Below are 18465 nucleotides of genomic sequence, written 5' to 3' on the forward strand. Positions count from 1 at the left end.
CGTAACCGACGTACTTGGCGGGGTGTGGCCGGGGCTGCCACCGCTATTGTGCTGGTCGGCGGCGGATTCGCCGTCGCCAATGCGTCGACCGACTCGGCGCAGAAAACGGCCGTGGGCGTCCAGCGTCCGGTCCACAAGGACGCCAAGGGTGTCGCGGCCGTGGTCAGCGCCGCCAACGCGTTCCTCAACACGCTGACCTCGGACCAGCAGGCGGAGACGCTGCTGGACTTCACCCAGGCGAACGCGACCGCGTGGTCGAACCTGCCGTGCGGCTCCTCCTGCCGCCCCGGCATCCAGACCGGCTCGCTCTCCGACGACCAGCTGGCCGCCCTCAAGAGCGTGCTGAAGGTCGCCCTGGGCACCGGCAAGGGCACCGGTTACGAGCACGTCCTGGAGACCCTCAAGGCCGACGACGTGCTCGCCTCCGCGCAGAGCACCAGCTCCTCGTCCGACGCCCCGACGGACGGCGCCTCCGACGCGCCCTCCGCCGACCCGTCCGCCACCGCCAGCTCGACGGCGACCGACGCCCCGACCGGCACCCCGCCCTCCGGCGGCACCGGCGGCGGCGCGGGCGGCGGCTACGGCAGCGGCATCTACTTCCTGGCGTTCCTGGGCACCCCGTCGGCGACCGGCACCTGGCAGCTGCACTTCGGCGGCCACCACCTCGCCGTCGACATCACGTACAAGGACGGCAAGGTCGCGGGCGCCAGCCCGTACTTCACCGGTGTGGAGCCGACCACCTGGACCGACGACGACGGCACCACCTACTCGCCGCTCGCGAAGTTCCGCGACGGCCTGCTGAAGCTCACCGGCAGCCTGAGCACCGAGCAGCTGGCCGAGGCCAAGCTGTCGGAGTCGTTCAGCGACGTGCTGCTCGGCCCGGGCAAGGACGGCGACTTCCCGGAGACCAAGGAAGGCATCAAGGTCAGCGAGCTGTCGCCGAAGCAGAAGAAGCTGGTTCTGGAGGCCATCCACCCCTGGGTGGCCAACGTGGACGACGCCACCGCCAAGCAGCTCATGAAGACGTACGCGCGCGAGCTGGACCAGACCTACGTCTCTTACTCCGGCGGTACCGCGCTGGACACCCAGGGCGACTACGTCCGGATCGACGGCCCGAGCGTCTGGATCGAGTTCGTCTGCCAGAACGGCGTGGTCTACCGGGACCAGGTGCACTACCACACGGTCTACCGGGACCACACCCGCGACTACGGCAGCGAGTTCTCCTTCTCATGACCGGACCGCGAAACTGGCTGACCACAGCGCTCGCACGCCTGGTGGCCGGGATCGCGATCGTGGTACCGGCGACGCTCCTGCTCGGGGCGTCGCCGGCCGCCGCGCATCCGATGCCGCACTCGGTGGTCCAGCTCGACGTGTACCAGTCGTCGGTCGCCGCCCGTCTGGAGCTGCCGGTCAGCGACTTCTCCCGGGCCAGCGGCATCGACCTCACCGGGACGACCAAGGCCCAACTGCCGTCCCGGGCCGCCGCCGTCCGTGCCTACCTGCTGAAGCACATCCACCCGACGACCGCCCAAGGCAAGGCCTGGCGGGTGAGCATCGGCGCGCTGAGCCTCAGCCGCACCCAGCAGACCTCCACCGGCCCCTACCGCGAGCTGACCGCGAGGGCCACCCTCACCCCGCCGGCCGGCGCCGACGTACGGCACTTCACCTTCGACTACGACGCGATCGTGCACCAGGTCGTCACGCACGTCATCCTCGTGACCGTCCGTCAGGACTGGGCGGGCGGACAGGTCGACGGCGAGGGCGCCACCCAGGTCGGCACCATCGAGCTCGACGTCCGGCACATGAAGGTCCCGCCGCTGAAGGTGGACCTGGGTTCGGGCAGCGCCTGGCGCGGTTTCGTCGCCATGCTCGAACTCGGCGGCAACCACATCCTCACCGGCACCGACCACCTGCTCTTCCTGCTGATCCTGCTGCTGCCCGCGCCCCTGGCCGCGACCGGAGGCCGCTGGACCGGCCTGGTCGGCGCCCGCTCCGCCCTCGTCCGCATCGGCCGGATCACCCTGGCCTTCACCGCCGGCCACTCCATCGCGCTGGCCGCCAGCGCGCTCGGCCGGCTGGAGATCCCGGACTGGCCGGTGGAGGCGTTCATCGCCGCGAGCATCCTGGTCGGCGCGGTGCACGCGATACGGCCGGTCTTCCCCGGCCGGGAAGCGGTCGTGGCCGGTGTCTTCGGCCTCGGCCACGGCATGGCGTTCTCCTTCGTGCTCGCCGAGATGCACCTGTCCACAGGCCAGTTGGTGACCAGCCTCCTGGGCTTCAACCTCGGCATCGAACTCGTCCAGCTCCTGCTGGTCGCCCTGGCCCTCCCCTCCCTCCTGGTCCTCGCCCGGCTCCGCGTCCAGCCCGCGCTCCGCCTCACCGGCGCGACCCTCACCGGCATCGCCGCCCTCGGCTGGTTCGCCGACCGCCTCGGCCTGCCCAACCCCGTGGCCAGAGCCGCCGACAGTGCCGGCTCCCACACGACAGCGCTGCTGATCACGCTGGCGCTGGCCGCGCTCGCCGCCACCGGCTGGACCCTGGCCTCCCGGCTGCCGGGCCGCGGCACCCTGGCCGTCCTGCCGGGCCGGGCACCGGAGCCGCCCGGCTAGCCGACCGCCGGTGGCGCGGCCCCGAGGGTGCACGTCCAGAAGGACGTTCAGGACGGGCAGAGCCGCGTGGCGGCCTGGACCAGCCCGGCGACCGCGCGGGAGCGGCTGTGCGGCGGCCACGCGATGACGGTCGTGACCGGCGGCGCGTCCAGCACCGGCACGGTGGTGACATCCTCGCGCAGCTGGGTCCGGGCGGACTCCGGCACCACACAGCAGGCGCGGCCCAGCGCGATCAGCTGGTACAGCTGGGCCTGATCCCGGACCTCGGGACCGGGCCCGTCCGGGTACGTACCGTCCCGGCGCCGCCAGCGCGCCAGGGGAAGGCCGGCCAGTTCGGCGACCTCGGCGGCCCGCACCGGCCCGCCGGCGGTGAGCGGATGCCCGGCCGGCAGCACCAACACCTGCTTCTCCGCGAGGAGTTCCTCGGTGTCGAAGCCGGCCGTGCTGTCGAACGGCAGATGCAGCAGCGCCACGTCGGCCCGGCCGTCGCGCAGCATGCGTTCCTGCTCGCCGACCCCGCACAGCAGCAGATCGACGGCGACCGAGTCGGGTTCGGCGGCGTAGGCGTCGAGCAGCTTCGCCAGCAGCTCGCTGGACGCGCCCGCCTTCGTGGCCAGCACCACGCCCGCCTGGCCGCTCGCCGCGAGCGCCGCCCGCCGGGTGCGCTGCTCGGCGGCGGCCACGGCGTCCAGCGCCGCCCGCGCCTCCCGCAGCAGCACCGAACCGGCCTCGGTCAGGACGACCGCCCGGCTGGTGCGTTCCAGCAGCGTCGCCCCCAGCCGGCGCTCCAGCAGACTGATCGCCCGCGACAGCGGCGGCTGCGCCATCCCGAGCCGCTCGGCCGCCCTCCCGAAGTGCAGCTCCTCGGCGACGGCCACGAAGTACCGCAGTTCCCGCGTCTCCACGCCCCCATGCTACCGACCTGACCGGGATCGATACCCGTGCGGTATCGATCCCCACCCGATCGGTGTTGGCCCCTGCGGCCCGGCCCCGGACAGGATCGGTGACATGAGCGAACAGAAGACCGCGCTGGTCACCGGCGCGAACAAGGGCATCGGATACGAGATCGCGGCCGGCCTCGGCGCGCTCGGCTGGCGCGTCGGCGTCGGGGCCCGGGACGCGGAGCGCCGCGAGGCCGCCGTGGCGAAGCTCCGGGCGGGCGGCGCCGACGCGTTCGGCGTCCCCCTCGACGTCACCGACGACGCGAGCGTGACGGCCGCGGCCCGGCTGGTCGAGGATCACGCGGGACGCCTCGACACCCTCGTCAACAACGCCGGGATCACCGGCAGCGCGGCACAGACGCCGACCACCGCCGACCTCGACACGGTACGGGCCGCCGTCGAGACCAACGTCATCGGCGTCATCCGCGTCACCAACGCGATGCTGCCGCTGCTGCGCCGCGCCGCGTCCCCCCGGATCGTCAACGTCTCCAGCAGCGTCGGCTCCCTCACCCGCCAGAGCACGCCCGGTGCCGAAGTGGGCCCGATCGCCGTCGCCTACTCGCCGTCCAAGACCTTCCTCAACGGCGTCACCGTCCAGTACGCCAGGGAACTCCACGACACGAACATCCTCATCAACCTCGCCTGCCCCGGCTACTGCGCGACCGACCTCAACGGCTTCCGAGGCCACCGCACCCCCGAACAGGGCGCCGCGACCGCGATCCGCCTCGCCACCCTGCCCGACGACGGCCCGACCGGCCGCTTCTTCGACGACGACGGGGAAGTGCCCTGGTGACTCACGCGCCGGCGTGACCGAGGAAGGCGGCTCAGGGGGTGAGGGATCCGGCGTCCTGCGGCGGGTGGATCTCACGAAAGGTGAACGCGAGCGGTCCGGGGCCGTGTGCGCGCACCATGGCGACCCGCTCCAACGCCTCCTCCAGGCTCGGGAGATGGCCCGCCGGGATCCACCACAGGGCCTGGTGCAGCTCGGTCTTGCGCCGGAACCATTCGCGGCGGCGGCTCAGTACGCGCAGATGGTCGGAGCGGTAGGCGAAGTTCCGCAGGGCTTCGACCGACTCCCAGACCGAGCAGTTGATCAGGAGCAGGTCGTCGTCCTCGTCGGGGCGGACGCCGGTCGCGTCCTCGCCCCCGTCGTCGACCATGCGCCACACGAACCCGGGGCTGCGGTCGGCGAGCGTGTTGATCTCGGGCTGGAGCGCGACGAAGTCGGCCGACTCGGGGGCGTCCAGCGGGGCGATCAGGCGCCCTACGTTGACCTGTGCGAGATGAAAGCCAGTCATGGGCCCAGCATGGCCCGGCCCATCTCTATAGTCAATGACTCTTGTTTTTAGAAAGTGCCACACAGCACCCGCCGGGACACGGATCCATCGCCGGGGCCCACTGCCCGGACGCCAGGCCCTCGATCAGTGCCAGGTTCATCCCGCAGACCAGGGCGGGGAACTCCTCGGCGAGCGTGTGGAAGGGGCAGTTGCGCAGCCGCAGCGTCCCGCCCTCCCAGAAGGGCTGGTAACCGCGGTCCCGCAACACCTCGACCAGGTCGTCGGCGCCCGCGCCCGGATCGGCCGCCCCCGCGGCCCTCGCCGCGGCCTGCAGTTCCCGGTCCAGGCCGGCGCTCTCCACCACCTCGGCGAGCAGCCTGCCCGCCGCGTCGTAGGACCGGGGCGGGACGGACACGGTGTGCTCGCCCTCGGCCCGCCGGTACACCTTCGCGGGCCGCCCCGCCCCCGGACCGGTACGCCCGGACAGCCGCCGGAAGGACACGGCCAGCAGCCCCGCCTCCACGAGCTTGTCCAGGTGGAAGGCGGCCAGCGACCGCGAAACCCCGACCGCCTCCGCCGCCGCGTCCCGCCCCACCTCACCCGGGTCGGCGGCGACATGCCGATAGAGCCGACGGCGCACGGGATCACCCAGCACGCCCAGCACCGCGAACGCGGAATCGGCGGAATCGGCGGAATCGGCGGAGTTCGCGGCATCTTCAGCGGTCATGCGGAAATTCTATGACCAATGGAGGTACTCGAAACAGTTCACCCAGGGCGCCGCACCCCGCTCGGGGTCAGGAGCCGCCGTCGCCCAGGATGGTGGTGTCCTGGCCCGAGCGCTTCCCGCCCTTCAGCAGCCCGGGGGCGACCGTACCGGCCAGCAGCGTCACCGTCGCCACCCCCCGCACCCAGCGGGGGCCGCCCCGCGCGGCCCAGAAGACGCACACGCAGCCGCCGATGACGGCGAGGAGGAGAAGGACGAGGGCGGCGAGCACGGTCATGGCGTGGTTCCTCTCGGACGGCGGATCGGCGCAGGCGTTGCTCGCCGTGTGACCTCCACGATGCCGTCCGGCCGCCGGCCGCCGCCTGAGCCCCCGTACTCATCTCTCCCGACCGGATACCCAGTTGCCGTCGGGGCGGAGCATTGCTCACCCCGGTCGAGTAGCCGTACTCAGGCGGAGACACGCGGGCGGCGCCGATATTGGCGACATGAACGTACCGCCGCCGCCCCCGTACCCGCCGTCGTACTACCCCGGGTTCCCGCCGCCGCGCCCCTCGCCGGGCGGGTCCCGCAAAGTGGTCTTCGCTGTCGTGGCGGGGCTGCTGCTCGCGGTCGCCGTCGCCGTCAACGGGCTGCTGTTCTTCGGTATGGCCTTCGCCGGTGACAGCTGCGGCACCTCGGCCGGAACGGCGCGGTTCTGCGACGACTCCGGTGTGTGGATGCTCGTGGCGATGTTCGGGCCGATGGTCACACTGGCCGCGGCGGTGGCCACGGTCGTACTCGGGGCGGAGCGGCTGCGGCGGCCGTGGACCGCCCTGGTCTTGGGCGTACTCGTCTACGCGACCGGCCCGGCGCTCGCCCTGTTCACCGTCTTCGGCTGACCGGCCGGTCACTTCGCTAGGTGCGTGAGGAAACCAGCCCAGGCGGTGGGGGAGACGGTGAGGTGGGGGCCGCAGGGGGCCGTCTTGGAGTCGCGGATGTGGATGGTGTGAGGGCAGGGGGATATTTCGAGGCAGTCGCCGCCGCTGGCGTTGCTGTAGCTCGACTTGAACCAACGCAGGGTGCTCGTCATGTCCGCTCTTCTCCCGCCAACTTCCGGATGAGGCTCAGTGAGTCGTCCGGGCTCAGTGCCTGAGCCCGGATCTTTGCATACCGATGGGCGAGGAGGGCGACCTTCGCGGGATCGCTGACCAGGAGACTTTCGTCCTGGACTTCGAGGTGGACGACGTCGTGGTGGTCCTTGGTCTTCACCAGCTTCACGTCGCCGTGAGCACCCGCATGTCCGCTCCTCAACCCCCGGTCATGTGGGATCACTTGGACACTTACATTGTCCCTCTCCGCGTCCTCCGCAAGCGACTGCAATTGGTCGCGCAGCACCTCCAGGCTCCCGAACGGACGCTGCAGAACTGACTCCTCCAGGATGAGCTCGATCATGGCCGTCGGGTCCGCCCGGTCGAACAGCGCCCGCCGTGCCACCCGGGCCTCGACCAGCTCCTCCACCTTCTCCTCCGGAAGCTTCGGGAAGCCTCCGCCGATCAGCGCCCGCGCGTAGTCCGGCGTTTGGAACAGACCGTCGACCACGAACGTCTGGTACGACGACAGCGTCACCGCCTCCTGTTCCACCAGCGCGAAGTTCTTGAACTGCGCCGGATACTTGTCCAGCAGCACGAACCTGCGGGCCTTCTCGAAGATGCCCAGCCCGCCGCCGATCGCCTCTTCCAGCTTCGCGAGCATCTTGTCGCTGGCGGGCTGCGCGCCCGTCTCCATCGCGCTGATCGCGGACCCGGTGTAGCCGATCCGCTTCCCCAACTCCTCCTGGGTCAACTCCTGTTGCTCACGGAAGGCCTTGGCCAGGGCAGCCAGGAGCTGTGCCGTGCTGCCCGCTTCCACCTTGTTCTCGGCCCGCGCCATTGCGGTCACCCCCGAACTCAACCGAACTCAACCGGTCACAACCACCGGACCCCGAATTCCCAGAGTTTGCAGCTCTTGAGTCCGAGTTATGGCGACCGTAGCCGCAGGTGCCGAAACTGATCCCATGAACACGCGAAATGACCCTTTAAACCTCGGCTGGCTCCCGGCCGCCGGCGTTCAACTCCGCAAAGCGGGCGTCCAGTTCGATGCCGTTCGCGTCGACGACGGGGAATGGGGGCGGCGGCTCGCCGACCGGCTGGCGGAGATGACCGGGGGTGACCCGGGACCGGTGATCGAGGTCGCCAGTGGGCGGCGGTGCGTGTACTTCCTCGTGCCGGCCGGGAGCACGGACCACCTGCGCTGGCCTGCGGAGGTGACCAGACTGACCGCCGTCCCGGCCCAGGTGTCGTACATCCCGGTCCCCGCGCTGGACGACATGACCTGGCCGCTGTCGTGGCGCTACCGGCCGACCTGCCCGGACCGTTTCGTGCACACGCGACTGCTGCGGACCGCGCTTCACTCGCCGGAGTGAAATGCGTCAACAAGCGGACAGAAAAAAGGGATTCCGGCTTGCGCGCGGCGCTTTGCGTGGCCCTAGAGTCACGATCAACGAGATTGCCCCCGCGGTGCGCCAACACCCGGGGGCTCGACACCTGGAGAGAAGAGCTCCGATGCGCGTTCATCGTACGGCGCCCCTGCGCGCCTTCGCAGCCCTCGCCAACTCCCTTTCCCGGGACCGGCGTCTGTCCTGGGGTGCGGTAGGCGTACTGGCGTACCTCTTGTGCCTGCCGAACGGTTGCTGGGTCACGGAGCGGATCATCGCCGAGCGGCGCCGGGAAGGGTGCATGTCGGTCGTCGCCTCCCTGCGTGAGCTGGAGGAACGGCGGTATCTGCGGCGGGTGGTGCGGCGGGACCCGGAGACGCGGCAGTACTCGACGATCTGCGAGGTATTCGAGAGGCCGTGCGAATTTCAGACGCCTGCGGGTGAATTGCAAAAAGTTCATCCGGTGGCGGCGTAGAAACCAGAGAAAGGAACGTCGGTGACTGTCACACTCGTACGCCCTGAGGTGGTATACCGCCGGTATACTGTCCTCATGGCTGACACCACGATCAAGGTCGACCCCGCTGTCCGTGACCGCCTCCAGGAGCTCGCCCGGGAGCGCGGTGTGAGCATGCGGGACCTCGTGGCGGAGCTGGCCGGGGCCACGCCCACCAAGGAAGAGCTGCGCAAGCGGTACGAGGAGACCAGGGCGTACGTCGAGGAGCACTTCCTCGGCAGGCCCTACACGGAAGAGGACGAGAAGGCCGGCGAGAAGCTGTGGGCCGACATCGAGTCCGGGCGGATCGGCGAGGTCCAGTGACGGGGGAGGAGCAGCGGTATCCGCTGCCGCGTGCCGTGATCTTCGACGACACGGCGGCCCTGGCGCTCGGCGCCGGGAACAGCATGGCCTCGCGGCTCGTCGTGGAGGCCGAGAAGGATCCCGCGCTGCGGGTCTACATCCCCGCGGTGAGTCTTGCGGCCGCCGAGCGGGAGCGGGCCGGGGTCGCGGAGCACGTCGGTGCGCTGCCGTCCGTCAACATCGAAGGGCTCGACTTCGCGGCGGCCACCGCTGTGGGCAAGCGGCTGCGGGCGGCGGCGGGCCAGTCGGAGCAGGGCAAGGACGAACCCGACTGGAGCGGCGCCCAGGTGCTGCACCTCGCCCTGCCGACCGTCGAGTGGCCGCGCGGCCGACCCGTACTGACCAGGACCCCGATGCGGTACCGGGGCACGGGCATCCGCACCATCCGCATCGTCGAGCAGAACTGACCCCGCCCGTCAGCTGAAGACGATCATCGACCCCTGGGCCAGGCTCCGGGTCGCGGCCGCGTGCAGGCCCAGCCAGACGTGGCGTTCGCGGGCGAAGGGGCTCGGGTCGTAGGGGGCGGGGACGGCCGGTTCCTCAAGGTCGGTGGGGGCGGCGGGGGGCTGCGGCGGGGCCGGGGGGTTGGCCGGGTCGATGCCGATGGAGGGGGCGACGTACTCCAGCTCGCGCAGCAGGGCGTGGGAGGAGCCCAGGGGGCCGCCGCTGGCGAGGAGTTCGTCGCTGGAGAGCGGGTTCGGGAAGTCGACCGGGACGTAGGCGCCCGCGTGGTCGTAGTGCCAGACCAGGTGGGACTGCTGGGCCGTGGACTCGAACATCTCCAGGAGCTGCTCGTAGTCGCCGCCGAGGTCGTCCACGGGGGAGACGGGCAGGCCGCAGACCTGGAGCAGGTAGGCGCGGCGCAGGAAGTGGAGCGCGTCGTAGTCGAAGCCGGCCACGGGCGCGACCTCGCCGGACAGGCCCGGCATGTACTGGTACACCGGCACCGGCGGCAGCCCGGCCTCGGCGAGCACCTTGTTGTATTGCGCGAGTTCCTCGGCGAACGGATTGTCGGGGGTGTGGCACAACACGTCGACCAGCGGTACCAGCCAGAGGTCACAGGCCAAAGAAGGCTCCTCGTATCAGCGCGTTCACGGACGGATCGGCCAGGTGGTCGGTCAGGGAAGAGTAATCGGTGCGGAGCCGGTCAGCTCCCCTCGTGCAGGTCCCATACCCAGACCCCGCCGGTCCACTTACCGGGTTTTCCGGTCAGTGCCTCGACGGCCTGCCGGAGTTTGTCGTCGTTGGGTTGCGGGGCGACCACCAGGACGCCCGCCTTCCAGTAGGCGAAGTCCTTCTTCGCCTGGGCCCGCCAGTTCTTGCCGATCACCGGGATCTTCCCGGAGTAGCGGACGTCCCGCAGCATGTCGGAGGTGAAGCGCGGGACGGCACCGTAGATCCCGGCGCGGTCCTTGCCGTAGGGGCCGTTGAAGTAGCCGCCGGGGAGCTTGAAGCCGAGACCGGCCGCGGTCTGCCAGTGCAGGGCCTCGGCGGCGCCCGGGTCGGGGAGCGGCACCGGCACGAGGGACTCGCCCCGGCCCACGTACGACTTCCACATCCCGCTGCTGATGAACGCCGGGACCGGCGCCCGGGGCGCGGACTTCAGCGGGGCGGGCAGGATCGGCAGCAGCGCGAGCGCGACGCCGAGCAGACCGAAGTAGAGGGTGCCGACACGACGGGCGGCCAGCACCTTCTCCAGGGCGAGCGCGAGCAGCAGGCCCAGCGCGGGCGCGCAGATCATCGCCACCCGGCCCTCGATCACCGACTCGAAGAGCGGGAACTTGCGGACGGCCGCCCAGGGCCCGGGGTACACCGTGTCCGTCAGCGGGATGCGGATCTCCGGGCCCATCGACAGCACCGCGGCGGCCACCGAGGTGAACGCCAGCGCCTTGACCAGCGGCCGCTGCCACAGTCGTACGACGATCGCGAAGGCCAGCAGGACCAGCGGCCAGCCGTAGAAGGCGTTCTGCTCGGTGGGGTTGAGGGAGAGTTCGTTGGCGCGGCCCGCGTCCCCGAAGAGCATCGAGCGTTCGGAGAAGGCGAGCAGGGAGAGCGGGCTGTTTCCGGCGTTGTCGCCGTGCAGCACGCTGTGGTAGCTCTGCGGGCCGCTGAACTGCCAGTAGAGGGGGAAGGCGACGAGCGGGAGGCAGACCGCGCCGGCCAGCAGCAGGCCCTTGCCGAGCGGACGCCAGGCCTCCTTCGCCACCTGCGGCCGTACGGCCGCGTAGGCGGCGGCGAACAGCACCATGCCCAGCGCGGCCAGCAGGAACGGCTCCTCGCCGAGGAACACCTGGTACGCCGCCATCACCCCGAGCACGATCCCGTCCCGCCGGACCCGCTCGCCGGTGGCGAGGCGCAGGGCGCGGTCGACGATCAGCGGGATCATGAACAGGATCACGAAGTTGGGGTGCGCGTTGGCGTGGCTGACCATCGGCGGCGCGAAGGCCGCGAGGGCAGCGCCGACGAAGGCCGCGCCCCGGTGCCGTACCACCCGCCGCACGATCAGCCAGTACCAGGCGACGGCGGTCGCGGCGAGGCCGAGGGCCATGCAGACGCTCAGCGAGACCGCCGGCCCGGCGAGCAGCGTCAGCGGGGCGAAGGGGACGGAGACGCCCAGCATGACCGTGTTGGCCATCAGGTTGACGCCGTCGGGGAAGCCCTGGAGGTCGGAGAAGAGCGGGTTGCGGAAGTGCGCGAGGTTGTCCGCGGTCACCGCGAAGAACCACTCCCACTGGTTCTGGTCCTGGAGGGAGTCGACGAGGTAGCGGTGGCCGGGGTCGAAGAAGCGGCCCGAGTAGAGGGCGACGGAGAGGGCCAGGAAGAGGACGGCGACCAGCAGGTCGGCCGGGCGCAGCCGGCGCAGCCGGAGCAGGGCCAGGTCGGCGAGGACCCTCGGGTAGGCCAGCGGGCCGACCTTCGAGCCGGGCTGGTGGCTCCAGCGGACCGGGACCTCGGCGATCGGGAGGCCGTCGCGGTGCAGGTGCTGGAGGACCTCGACGTCGATGCCCCAGCCGTCCAGCCGGGAGTCGGCGAAGGCCTCGCGGGCCTTCTCGCCGTCGAAGAGCTTGAAACCGCACTGGGTGTCCCGCAGCCCGGGCACGGCGGTCGCGCGTATCAGCAGGTTCCCGGCGCGGCCCAGCAGTTCGCGCAGCCGGTGCTGGTGGTGGGCTATCTCCGAGCCCGGCACCGCGCGCGAGCCGATCGCCGCCGCGTTGCCCTCGCTGAGCGCCTTGTCGAGCCGCTCCAGCTCCTCGATGGGCGCCGCGAGATCGGCGTCGGTGACCAGCACGCGGCTGCCGCCGGTCGCGGCGACCCCGAGCCGCAGGGCGTTGCCCTTGCCCCGGTTGCGGTCGGCGGCGACCAGCCGGACGCGCGGGTGCCCTAAGGCGGCCACCTCGCGGGTCCCGTCGGTGGAGCCGTCGTCGGAGACGATGACCTCCCACGACCCGAACCGGCTCTCGTTGTCCGTGAGATAGCGGGTCACGGCGTCGAGCGTGGGCCCGAGCCGCTCCTCCTCGTTGTACGCCGGGATGACGACGGAGAGATCGACGGGCTCCCTGCTCTCCCTGCCCTCCCCGTTCTCTCCGTTCTCGCTGTTCTCCGTGGACTCGGTGGGCGCGGTCATCCGTTCTTCTCCGCCAGTCGCTCGATCAGGGCGAGGGAGTGCGTGTTGTACGCGGCGACGATCCCCCGGGCGGCCTCGGCGTCCCGGCGGGACAGCGCGTCGACCAACTCGGTGTGCCGGGACCACAGATACCCGCGTAGATCGGGCAGCCTGCGTAGATGCCGCACCGCGCACACCCAGGACTGCACGCGCAGCCGGTGCAGGAAGTCGGCGAGGTAGGGGTTGCCGAACAGGGCCGACAGCTCGCGCCAGAAGCGGAGGTCGTAGCCGATGAGGATGGTGAGGTCACCGGCGGTCGCGGCGCGCTGCGCCTCCTCGCCGCGTCGGCGGACCCCCGCGAGGGCGGCCGCGACCCGCGGCTCCTCGGGGTCCTTGAAGGCGGGGTGGAGGCCGTCCGCGAGGGCCTGGAACATGCCGTCGGTGACCAGGCTGCGGGCCTCGATCATGCCCCGGTAGTCGCTGAGCGTGTACTCCGGGACGCGGAAGCCGCGGTGCTGGTCGGCGTCGAGGATGCCCTGCGCCGACAGGTCGACCAGCGCCTCGCGGACCGGGGTCGCCGAGACCCCGTACTGCTCGGCGATCTCCTTGACCGTGAACTCCCGGCCCGGCTGGAGCCGCCCGGCGAGCACCTCGTCACGGAGCGCGTCCGCGATCTGCTGGCGCAGGGTACTGCGGGTCACAGCGCCGTTGCCGGGCATCGTCGGGTGCCTCTCCTCACGCGTACGGGTGACGTGCTCGCTTACATGTACATCTACGAGCACGCCACCTTACGCGTTCGGGTTCCGGGTGTACTCCTTCCGTACGTTCCGTACCCGTCAGGAGCCGGCCGTGGGTCCGCTGTGCGGCCGCTGAGCGCCCCGGTGCTACACCGTGTACTCGTCGGCCACGCTCAGTGCCGCGTCCAGTGCCGCGAACCCTTCCTTGAGCTCCGCCTCGCTCACGTTGCACGGCGGCACGACATGCGTCCGGTTCATGTTCACGAACGGCCACAGGCCGTGCTGCTTCGCGGCGGCGCCGAACGCGGCCATCGGCGCGTTGGCCTCGCCGGCCGCGTTGTACGGCACCAGCGGCTCCCGGGTCTCCCGGTTCTTCACCAGGTCGAGTGCCCAGAACATGCCCGTGCCGCGCACCTCGCCGACGCTGGGGTGCCGCTCGGCGAGCGCCGCGAGCGCGGGCCCGACGACGTCCGCGCCCAGCCGCCGGGCGTTCTCGACGACCCCTTCCTCCTCCATCACGTTGATCGTCGCGACGGCGGCGGCGCAGGCCAGCGGATGCCCGGAGTAGGTCAGCCCGCCCGGGTAGGGCCGCTTGCCGAAGGTCGCGGCGATCTCCTGGCTGATGGCGACCCCGCCGAGCGGTACGTACCCGCTGTTCACGCCCTTGGCGAAGGTCATCAGGTCGGGTACGACACCGAACAGGTCGGCCGCGAACCACTCGCCGGTCCGTCCGAACCCGGCCATGACCTCGTCGAGGACGAAGACGATCCCGTACTTGTCGCAGATCTCCCGCACGCCCGCCAGATATCCGGCCGGCGGCACCATGATCCCGGCCGTCCCCGGGATGCTCTCCAGCACGATCGCCGCGATCGTCCCCGGCCCCTCGAACGCGATCGTGGTCTCCAGGTGCTCCAGCGCCCGCGCCGCCTCCTGCTCCTCCGTCTCCGCGTAGAAACGGGAGCGGTAGAGGAAGGGCGCCCAGAAGTGCACCACCCCGGCGGCGGCGCTGTCGGAGGCCCAGCGGCGGGGGTCACCGGTCAGGTTGATCGCCTGCTGCGTACCGCCGTGGTACGACCGGTACGCGGACAGCACCTTCGCCCGCCCCGTGTGCAGCCGCGCCATCCGCACCGCGTGCTCGATCGCGTCCGCGCCGCCGTTGGTGAAGAAGATCTTGTCCAGATCCCCCGGCGTCCGCTCCGCGATCAGCCGCGCCGCCTCCGACCGCGCCGCCACCGCGAACGCGGGCGCGAACGTCGTCATCCGCCCCGCCTGTTCCTGGATCGCCGCGACCACCTTCGGATGCTGGTACCCGATGTTCGTGAACACGAGCCCACTGGTGAAGTCCAGGTACCGCCTGCCGTCGTAGTCCCAGAAATACGACCCTTCGGCACCGGCCACCGCCGGCGGGTCGATCAGGTCCTGCGCGGACCACGAATGAAACACATGCGCACGATCGTCCGCCTTGACGACGGCTCCGGCCTGAGGGTGGGGCTGAGGGGTCATGGCGGGGAGCGTAGAAGCGGCGAGCGCGGTAGCGGTATCGGCGAGTTGTTCCTCGGTGGGCGGCGGGACGCGACAGATTGTCGACCGGTGGCCCCAACCGTGAGCGAGTCGCTTGTCGCGGGCGGTGTGGTACGTGATGCTCGGTCCTGGGTAGCAGTTGTGCACCAGGCCGTCTGCCTTGTGGCACGTTGCCACGGGACGCTGTTCGTCCTGTCTGGGTCGCCCTGGTGTACGCGTGCGACAGGAGGGTGCAGGTGCCGCTCACAGATCCGGCGCTTCAGCGACGCAAACTGCGGGACCAGTTGCGTCGCCTACGGGAGTCGGCCGGATTCACACAACGTGAAGTGGCCGACGAGATGGAATGGTCACTGTCGAAGCTGATCCGTATCGAAGCCGGACGGAACGGTATTTCCGTCACGGACCTGAGGGCGCTCATCAGTCATTACCGGGTCACCGACCAGGCCGTGGTGGACCGGCTGATCGCCATGGCCCGGGCGGCCAGGGAGCGTCCTTGGTGGGACCGCTACCGGGACATCGCGGATCCGGCCTTCCTGCTCTCCCTGGGGTACGAGGGAGCGGCCTCCATCATCAGGACCTTCGAGCCCATGCTCGTCCCCGGGCTCCTGCAGACCGAGGAATACGCCCTTGAGGTGCTGCAGCTGACGAGCCCGCCGGAGCAGGTGGACATGCGCGCCGAGCTGCGCTTCGAACGCCAGGAGCGGCTGCTGCGTTCCGACGGGCCGCAGCTGCACTTCATCCTGGACGAGAACGTGATCAGCCGGGCGGTGGGCGGCCCGGAGGTGATGCGCCGCCAGGTGAGACGCCTCAAGGAACTGGCCGATCACCCGCAGATCTCCTTACGGGTGCTGCCCTACGGGAAAGGCCTCTACCGCTACTTCAGGACGTCGTACGTCCTCTTCGAGTTCGAGGATCCCGAAGAGGACATCGTGCTGTACGTCGAGCGGGCGAACGGCGAGGCCATCGTCCGGGAGGGCGTGGACTGGGCCGACGACGACGCCCCCGCCCGCTTCCTGGAGACGTACTTCGACATAGAGCAACTGGCCAGCCTGGAGGGCACCCCGGCCATCCTGGACGCCGTTGTCGTGCGGTTTGGGGCACCGGAGGTCTAGCGTCGGCAGGCACGGGGTGCCGAGGGGTCGGAATTCACGAAAGAAATCCAGCAGTGCGCGGAAAAAATGAGAATGGCGCGCTGGGGATCTTTTGAGTCGCGCACACGGATGCTCCCGGAAAAGGCCACTTCCACACAGTTCCCCTGGGCACTTCTCCTGCTCCTGTGCCACTCCGGGAACTTGAGGTCTATCGCGTCCATCGGATTCCTCCAGGCGTAAAAGTGGACGATTTTCAGTACAGGTGATCATTCTGCCAAGCGGCACTCGGTAAACTCTCCATCTGCCACCTAGCACATTGCTGTATGGCGTGCCAGAATCGAATTCCGTGGGGTGTGCTTCCGGGAGGGCGTAGCCGTATGTACAGGGAGCTGTTCAAAGTGGTCACCGTGGCATTGGAAACGTGGGATAAGACGCTGCGCTTCTGTGTCATTTTTGCCGTCGTGGCTGCTGCAGGGATAGTGGCCTTCTGCATCAAGTAGGAGCAGAGGGAGACGCATTCGCGGGCGGAGGCTGCTCCGAGGGGCGCCTCCGCCTTCGCCGTGCACGGCAGGGAGCGGCTGCCCCTTGTAGACGCTTCTGTTACTTTTTCAGCGCTTTGGGCGGGCTGCGCGCTTGTTACGTAACCGTAGACACCGCGTCGCCCGGCTCGCGGAACCGTCGCATTATTCTCGGCTCGATCACAAGTGTGAGCGAGGGGCGGATCTGCCATGGAGAAGCTGGGGCCGGGGGATCCGCAGCACATCGGGGGGTACCGGCTGCTCGCGCGGCTGGGTGCGGGCGGGATGGGGCGGGTGTTTCTCGCGCGGTCGGAGCGCGGTCGTACGGTCGCCGTGAAGCTGGTGCGGGCGGAGATCGCCGCGCACGAGGAGTTCCGGGAACGCTTCCGGCAGGAGGTCCGCAACGCCCAGCGGGTCGGCGGGTTCTGGACCGCGCCCGTCCTCGACGCCGACACCGAGGCCACCGTGCCCTGGGTGGCCACCGGATATGTCGCCGGACCGAGCCTCCAGCGCGTCGTCGAGCACGATCACGGCCCGCTGCCCGAGCGGTCGGTGCACATCCTCGCCGCCGGGCTGGCGCACGCGCTCACCAACATCCACGCGGCCGGCATCGTCCACCGCGACCTCAAGCCGTCCAACGTGATGCTGACGATAGAGGGCCCCCGGGTCATCGACTTCGGGATCGCGCGGGCGCTGGAGACCCTGCCCGGCGAGGGGCTCACCCGCACCGGCTCGCTCGTCGGCTCGCCGGGCTTCATGGCCCCCGAGCAGGTGCGCGGCGACCGGATCACCCCGGCCTGCGACATCTTCTGCCTCGGCTCCGTGCTCGCCTACGCGGCCACCGGCCGGCTCCCCTTCGGCACCACCGAGGCCGGCGAGCACGCCCAGATGTTCCGCATCGTCCAGGAGGACCCCGACCTCTCCGGCCTCCCCGAAGGCATCGCCGACGTCGTCCGCGACTGCCTCCGCAAGGACCCCGCCGCCCGCCCGTCCCTCGACGCCATCCTGGCCCGCACGGGAGCGGGGGAGACCGTGTGGGAGGGCCGGTCGAAGGACCCCTGGCTGCCCGGGGCACTGGTGGCCCAACTGGGCCGACACGCGGTGGAACTGCTGGAGGTGGAGGACCCGACCTTCCACGGGGCCAAGGCGACAGATCCGGCGACCGGTCAATGGGCGCCAGGGGCAGCCAACCCAGGGGCGCGGGGAACTGCGCGACCAGCCACGAACTACCCGCACCCGACCCTCAACCCCCCGTCCCCCGAACACGCCCCCGCCCACCCGGCCTACGGCTACCCGAACCAGCCCCACCAGCACCCGCAGCCCCAGTCTCAGCCCCAGTCTCAGCAGGAGTACAACCCCTACACCGACCCGGCCGCCGCCGCCCCGCACCCCACCCGCGTCTACACCCCGCCCCCACCCCCGCCCTACGACCCCACCCCCGGCGACGGATCGGGCCGCACCCCCCGTTCCACCGCCCTCCTCGTCACTATCGCGCTGATCGTGATGCTGGCCGCCGGCGGCACCGTGTACGCGCTGATGAACAACGGCGGTGACGCGAAGGCCTCCGACAGGCCCGTCCCCTCCCGGTCGGTCACCGACCCGGCGTCCTCCGCGGAATCGACGCCGACCCGGTCGTCCTCCCCGTCGGCCTCCCCGAAGGGCACCGGCACCGTCCCCGCCGCCTTCCTCGGCACCTGGGCCACCTCGATAGACAACTCCACCGGCCACAACACCCGCGAACTGACCATCCGGCAGGGCGCGGTGGGCGACACGGTGCTCACGCTCGTCGCCGACGGGCCCGGCTACCACTGCGAGTTCACCGCGAAGCTCGCCGAGAAGCCCGGCTCCGGCGGGCCGTTGGAGATAGGGCCGTCCAAGGTCACGACCGGTGAGCCCCGCTCCTCCTGCTCCGCCGGCGAGGCCACCGAGGTGAGCCTGCTCGCGGACGGCAGGCTGAAGCGGGTGAAGAAGGACGGCGGCGAGAGCCTGACGTACAGCAAGCAGTGAACTCCGGGGCTGGGCCGGGTAGTTGAACGTTCGGCGAACAACAGTTCTGACGTCCGGAATGTCCCTTCATCGCACATCCTCCGCCCTTACGGTGGCCCCACCATTCGACTCCGGGGAGTGGCGGGGGC

Annotated in this window: 21 protein-coding genes; 10 read left to right on the forward strand and 11 right to left on the reverse strand. The window is 70.5% G+C overall.

Features of this window, described 5'->3' with window-relative positions:
- The first annotated feature begins 111 nt into the window (after nucleotides 1-111).
- Together ACIPSJ_RS19165 and ACIPSJ_RS19170 are read left to right on the forward strand one after the other, a co-directional pair.
- Nucleotides 112-1233: a DUF3500 domain-containing protein gene (locus ACIPSJ_RS19165; RefSeq protein ID WP_401347090.1), complete on the forward strand. Its 1122-nt coding sequence runs from the start codon at nucleotides 112-114 to the stop codon at nucleotides 1231-1233.
- Nucleotides 1230-2609: a HupE/UreJ family protein gene (locus tag ACIPSJ_RS19170; RefSeq protein ID WP_401347092.1), complete on the forward strand. Its 1380-nt coding sequence runs from the start codon at nucleotides 1230-1232 to the stop codon at nucleotides 2607-2609. Before ACIPSJ_RS19165 ends, ACIPSJ_RS19170 begins: the two co-directional genes overlap by 4 nt.
- Before the next feature lie 47 nt (nucleotides 2610-2656).
- Here ACIPSJ_RS19170 and ACIPSJ_RS19175 read toward each other — a convergent pair whose 3' ends face one another.
- A complete protein-coding gene (locus tag ACIPSJ_RS19175) occupies nucleotides 2657-3514 on the reverse strand; it encodes a LysR family transcriptional regulator (RefSeq protein ID WP_401347094.1) in 858 nt (285 codons plus the stop codon).
- A gap of 103 nt (nucleotides 3515-3617) precedes the next feature.
- On the opposite strand from ACIPSJ_RS19175, the gene ACIPSJ_RS19180 reads away from it, so the two are divergent.
- Entirely contained in the window at nucleotides 3618-4343 is a 726-nt protein-coding gene (locus ACIPSJ_RS19180) for an SDR family oxidoreductase (RefSeq protein ID WP_401347095.1), read from the forward strand.
- Nucleotides 4344-4374: 31 nt separating this feature from the next.
- On the opposite strand, the gene ACIPSJ_RS19185 is transcribed toward ACIPSJ_RS19180, so the two are convergent.
- The 3 genes from ACIPSJ_RS19185 to ACIPSJ_RS19195 all read right to left on the reverse strand — a co-directional run bounded on the left by ACIPSJ_RS19185 (nucleotide 4375) and on the right by ACIPSJ_RS19195 (nucleotide 5828).
- Nucleotides 4375-4848: a DUF3291 domain-containing protein gene (locus tag ACIPSJ_RS19185; RefSeq protein ID WP_359206295.1), complete on the reverse strand. Its 474-nt coding sequence runs from the start codon at nucleotides 4846-4848 to the stop codon at nucleotides 4375-4377.
- A gap of 31 nt (nucleotides 4849-4879) precedes the next feature.
- On the reverse strand, nucleotides 4880-5554 hold the full coding sequence (locus ACIPSJ_RS19190; protein WP_359206293.1) for a helix-turn-helix domain-containing protein: 675 nt from the start codon (nucleotides 5552-5554) through the stop codon (nucleotides 4880-4882).
- Between the two features lie 67 nt (nucleotides 5555-5621).
- On the reverse strand, nucleotides 5622-5828 hold the full coding sequence (locus ACIPSJ_RS19195; RefSeq protein WP_401347098.1) for a hypothetical protein: 207 nt from the start codon (nucleotides 5826-5828) through the stop codon (nucleotides 5622-5624).
- 208 nt (nucleotides 5829-6036) lie between these two features.
- Between ACIPSJ_RS19195 and ACIPSJ_RS19200 the strand changes: the two genes are divergently transcribed.
- On the forward strand, nucleotides 6037-6429 hold the full coding sequence (locus ACIPSJ_RS19200; protein ID WP_401347100.1) for a hypothetical protein: 393 nt from the start codon (nucleotides 6037-6039) through the stop codon (nucleotides 6427-6429).
- A gap of 8 nt (nucleotides 6430-6437) precedes the next feature.
- On the opposite strand, the gene ACIPSJ_RS19205 is transcribed toward ACIPSJ_RS19200, so the two are convergent.
- Nucleotides 6438-6620, reverse strand: coding sequence for a DUF397 domain-containing protein (locus tag ACIPSJ_RS19205; RefSeq protein ID WP_359206287.1), 183 nt, complete (start codon nucleotides 6618-6620; stop codon nucleotides 6438-6440).
- The gene (locus tag ACIPSJ_RS19210; protein ID WP_401347102.1) at nucleotides 6617-7468 is read right to left on the reverse strand and encodes a helix-turn-helix transcriptional regulator; all 852 of its coding nucleotides are present in this window, start codon (nucleotides 7466-7468) and stop codon (nucleotides 6617-6619) included. The genes ACIPSJ_RS19205 and ACIPSJ_RS19210 overlap by 4 nt, the downstream gene beginning before the upstream one ends.
- Nucleotides 7469-7583: 115 nt before the next feature.
- Here ACIPSJ_RS19210 and ACIPSJ_RS19215 point away from each other — a divergent pair, with 115 nt between their 5' ends.
- The 4 genes from ACIPSJ_RS19215 to ACIPSJ_RS19230 all read left to right on the forward strand — a co-directional run bounded on the left by ACIPSJ_RS19215 (nucleotide 7584) and on the right by ACIPSJ_RS19230 (nucleotide 9266).
- Nucleotides 7584-7991: a hypothetical protein gene (locus ACIPSJ_RS19215; RefSeq protein WP_401347104.1), complete on the forward strand. Its 408-nt coding sequence runs from the start codon at nucleotides 7584-7586 to the stop codon at nucleotides 7989-7991.
- Between the two features lie 139 nt (nucleotides 7992-8130).
- Nucleotides 8131-8478: a hypothetical protein gene (locus tag ACIPSJ_RS19220; RefSeq protein WP_401347107.1), complete on the forward strand. Its 348-nt coding sequence runs from the start codon at nucleotides 8131-8133 to the stop codon at nucleotides 8476-8478.
- A 75-nt stretch (nucleotides 8479-8553) separates the two neighbouring features.
- Nucleotides 8554-8820: a hypothetical protein gene (locus ACIPSJ_RS19225; protein ID WP_355712673.1), complete on the forward strand. Its 267-nt coding sequence runs from the start codon at nucleotides 8554-8556 to the stop codon at nucleotides 8818-8820.
- Nucleotides 8817-9266, forward strand: coding sequence for a hypothetical protein (locus ACIPSJ_RS19230; protein ID WP_401347109.1), 450 nt, complete (start codon nucleotides 8817-8819; stop codon nucleotides 9264-9266). The genes ACIPSJ_RS19225 and ACIPSJ_RS19230 overlap by 4 nt, the downstream gene beginning before the upstream one ends.
- A gap of 9 nt (nucleotides 9267-9275) precedes the next feature.
- On the opposite strand, the gene ACIPSJ_RS19235 is transcribed toward ACIPSJ_RS19230, so the two are convergent.
- The 4 genes from ACIPSJ_RS19235 to ACIPSJ_RS19250 form a co-directional block, all read right to left on the reverse strand.
- On the reverse strand, nucleotides 9276-9926 hold the full coding sequence (locus ACIPSJ_RS19235) for a hypothetical protein (protein WP_351956489.1): 651 nt from the start codon (nucleotides 9924-9926) through the stop codon (nucleotides 9276-9278).
- A gap of 80 nt (nucleotides 9927-10006) precedes the next feature.
- Nucleotides 10007-12484, reverse strand: a complete 2478-nt coding sequence (locus ACIPSJ_RS19240) for a dolichyl-phosphate beta-glucosyltransferase (RefSeq protein ID WP_401347111.1) — start codon at nucleotides 12482-12484, stop codon at nucleotides 10007-10009.
- Nucleotides 12481-13182 carry a GntR family transcriptional regulator gene (locus ACIPSJ_RS19245; RefSeq protein ID WP_355712667.1) on the reverse strand — a complete coding sequence of 234 codons (702 nt, stop codon included), beginning with the start codon at nucleotides 13180-13182 and terminating at the stop codon, nucleotides 12481-12483. Before ACIPSJ_RS19245 ends, ACIPSJ_RS19240 begins: the two co-directional genes overlap by 4 nt.
- A 165-nt stretch (nucleotides 13183-13347) precedes the next feature.
- The gene (locus ACIPSJ_RS19250) at nucleotides 13348-14703 is read right to left on the reverse strand and encodes an aspartate aminotransferase family protein (RefSeq protein ID WP_401347114.1); all 1356 of its coding nucleotides are present in this window, start codon (nucleotides 14701-14703) and stop codon (nucleotides 13348-13350) included.
- 254 nt (nucleotides 14704-14957) lie between these two features.
- Here ACIPSJ_RS19250 and ACIPSJ_RS19255 point away from each other — a divergent pair, with 254 nt between their 5' ends.
- Nucleotides 14958-15833: a helix-turn-helix domain-containing protein gene (locus tag ACIPSJ_RS19255; protein WP_401347117.1), complete on the forward strand. Its 876-nt coding sequence runs from the start codon at nucleotides 14958-14960 to the stop codon at nucleotides 15831-15833.
- Here the strand turns inward: ACIPSJ_RS19255 and ACIPSJ_RS19260 are convergent.
- Nucleotides 15830-16033: a DUF397 domain-containing protein gene (locus ACIPSJ_RS19260; RefSeq protein ID WP_401347120.1), complete on the reverse strand. Its 204-nt coding sequence runs from the start codon at nucleotides 16031-16033 to the stop codon at nucleotides 15830-15832. The genes ACIPSJ_RS19255 and ACIPSJ_RS19260 overlap by 4 nt on opposite strands.
- A gap of 507 nt (nucleotides 16034-16540) precedes the next feature.
- Between ACIPSJ_RS19260 and ACIPSJ_RS19265 the strand changes: the two genes are divergently transcribed.
- Nucleotides 16541-18337 carry a serine/threonine-protein kinase gene (locus tag ACIPSJ_RS19265; protein WP_401347123.1) on the forward strand — a complete coding sequence of 599 codons (1797 nt, stop codon included), beginning with the start codon at nucleotides 16541-16543 and terminating at the stop codon, nucleotides 18335-18337.
- Nucleotides 18338-18465 lie beyond the last annotated feature (128 nt).

The sequence above is a fragment of the Streptomyces sp. NPDC090088 genome (genome assembly GCF_044747345.1).
Lineage (GTDB): Bacteria > Actinomycetota > Actinomycetes > Streptomycetales > Streptomycetaceae > Streptomyces.

What these genes read in the sequence shown, in the direction of transcription:
- ACIPSJ_RS19170 (WP_401347092.1), top strand. Translation starts at nt 1,230, where the DNA reads ATGACCGGACCGCGAAACTGGCTGACCACAGCGCTCGCACGCCTGGTG.
- ACIPSJ_RS19180 (WP_401347095.1), top strand. Translation starts at nt 3,618, where the DNA reads ATGAGCGAACAGAAGACCGCGCTGGTCACCGGCGCGAACAAGGGCATC.
- ACIPSJ_RS19185 (WP_359206295.1), bottom strand. Translation starts at nt 4,848, where the DNA reads ATGACTGGCTTTCATCTCGCACAGGTCAACGTAGGGCGCCTGATCGCC.
- ACIPSJ_RS19190 (WP_359206293.1), bottom strand. Translation starts at nt 5,554, where the DNA reads ATGACCGCTGAAGATGCCGCGAACTCCGCCGATTCCGCCGATTCCGCC.
- ACIPSJ_RS19195 (WP_401347098.1), bottom strand. Translation starts at nt 5,828, where the DNA reads ATGACCGTGCTCGCCGCCCTCGTCCTTCTCCTCCTCGCCGTCATCGGC.
- ACIPSJ_RS19200 (WP_401347100.1), top strand. Translation starts at nt 6,037, where the DNA reads ATGAACGTACCGCCGCCGCCCCCGTACCCGCCGTCGTACTACCCCGGG.
- ACIPSJ_RS19205 (WP_359206287.1), bottom strand. Translation starts at nt 6,620, where the DNA reads ATGACGAGCACCCTGCGTTGGTTCAAGTCGAGCTACAGCAACGCCAGC.
- ACIPSJ_RS19215 (WP_401347104.1), top strand. Translation starts at nt 7,584, where the DNA reads ATGAACACGCGAAATGACCCTTTAAACCTCGGCTGGCTCCCGGCCGCC.
- ACIPSJ_RS19220 (WP_401347107.1), top strand. Translation starts at nt 8,131, where the DNA reads ATGCGCGTTCATCGTACGGCGCCCCTGCGCGCCTTCGCAGCCCTCGCC.
- ACIPSJ_RS19225 (WP_355712673.1), top strand. Translation starts at nt 8,554, where the DNA reads ATGGCTGACACCACGATCAAGGTCGACCCCGCTGTCCGTGACCGCCTC.
- ACIPSJ_RS19240 (WP_401347111.1), bottom strand. Translation starts at nt 12,484, where the DNA reads ATGACCGCGCCCACCGAGTCCACGGAGAACAGCGAGAACGGAGAGAAC.
- ACIPSJ_RS19245 (WP_355712667.1), bottom strand. Translation starts at nt 13,182, where the DNA reads ATGCCCGGCAACGGCGCTGTGACCCGCAGTACCCTGCGCCAGCAGATC.
- ACIPSJ_RS19250 (WP_401347114.1), bottom strand. Translation starts at nt 14,703, where the DNA reads ATGACCCCTCAGCCCCACCCTCAGGCCGGAGCCGTCGTCAAGGCGGAC.
- ACIPSJ_RS19260 (WP_401347120.1), bottom strand. Translation starts at nt 16,033, where the DNA reads ATGGACGCGATAGACCTCAAGTTCCCGGAGTGGCACAGGAGCAGGAGA.
- ACIPSJ_RS19265 (WP_401347123.1), top strand. Translation starts at nt 16,541, where the DNA reads ATGGAGAAGCTGGGGCCGGGGGATCCGCAGCACATCGGGGGGTACCGG.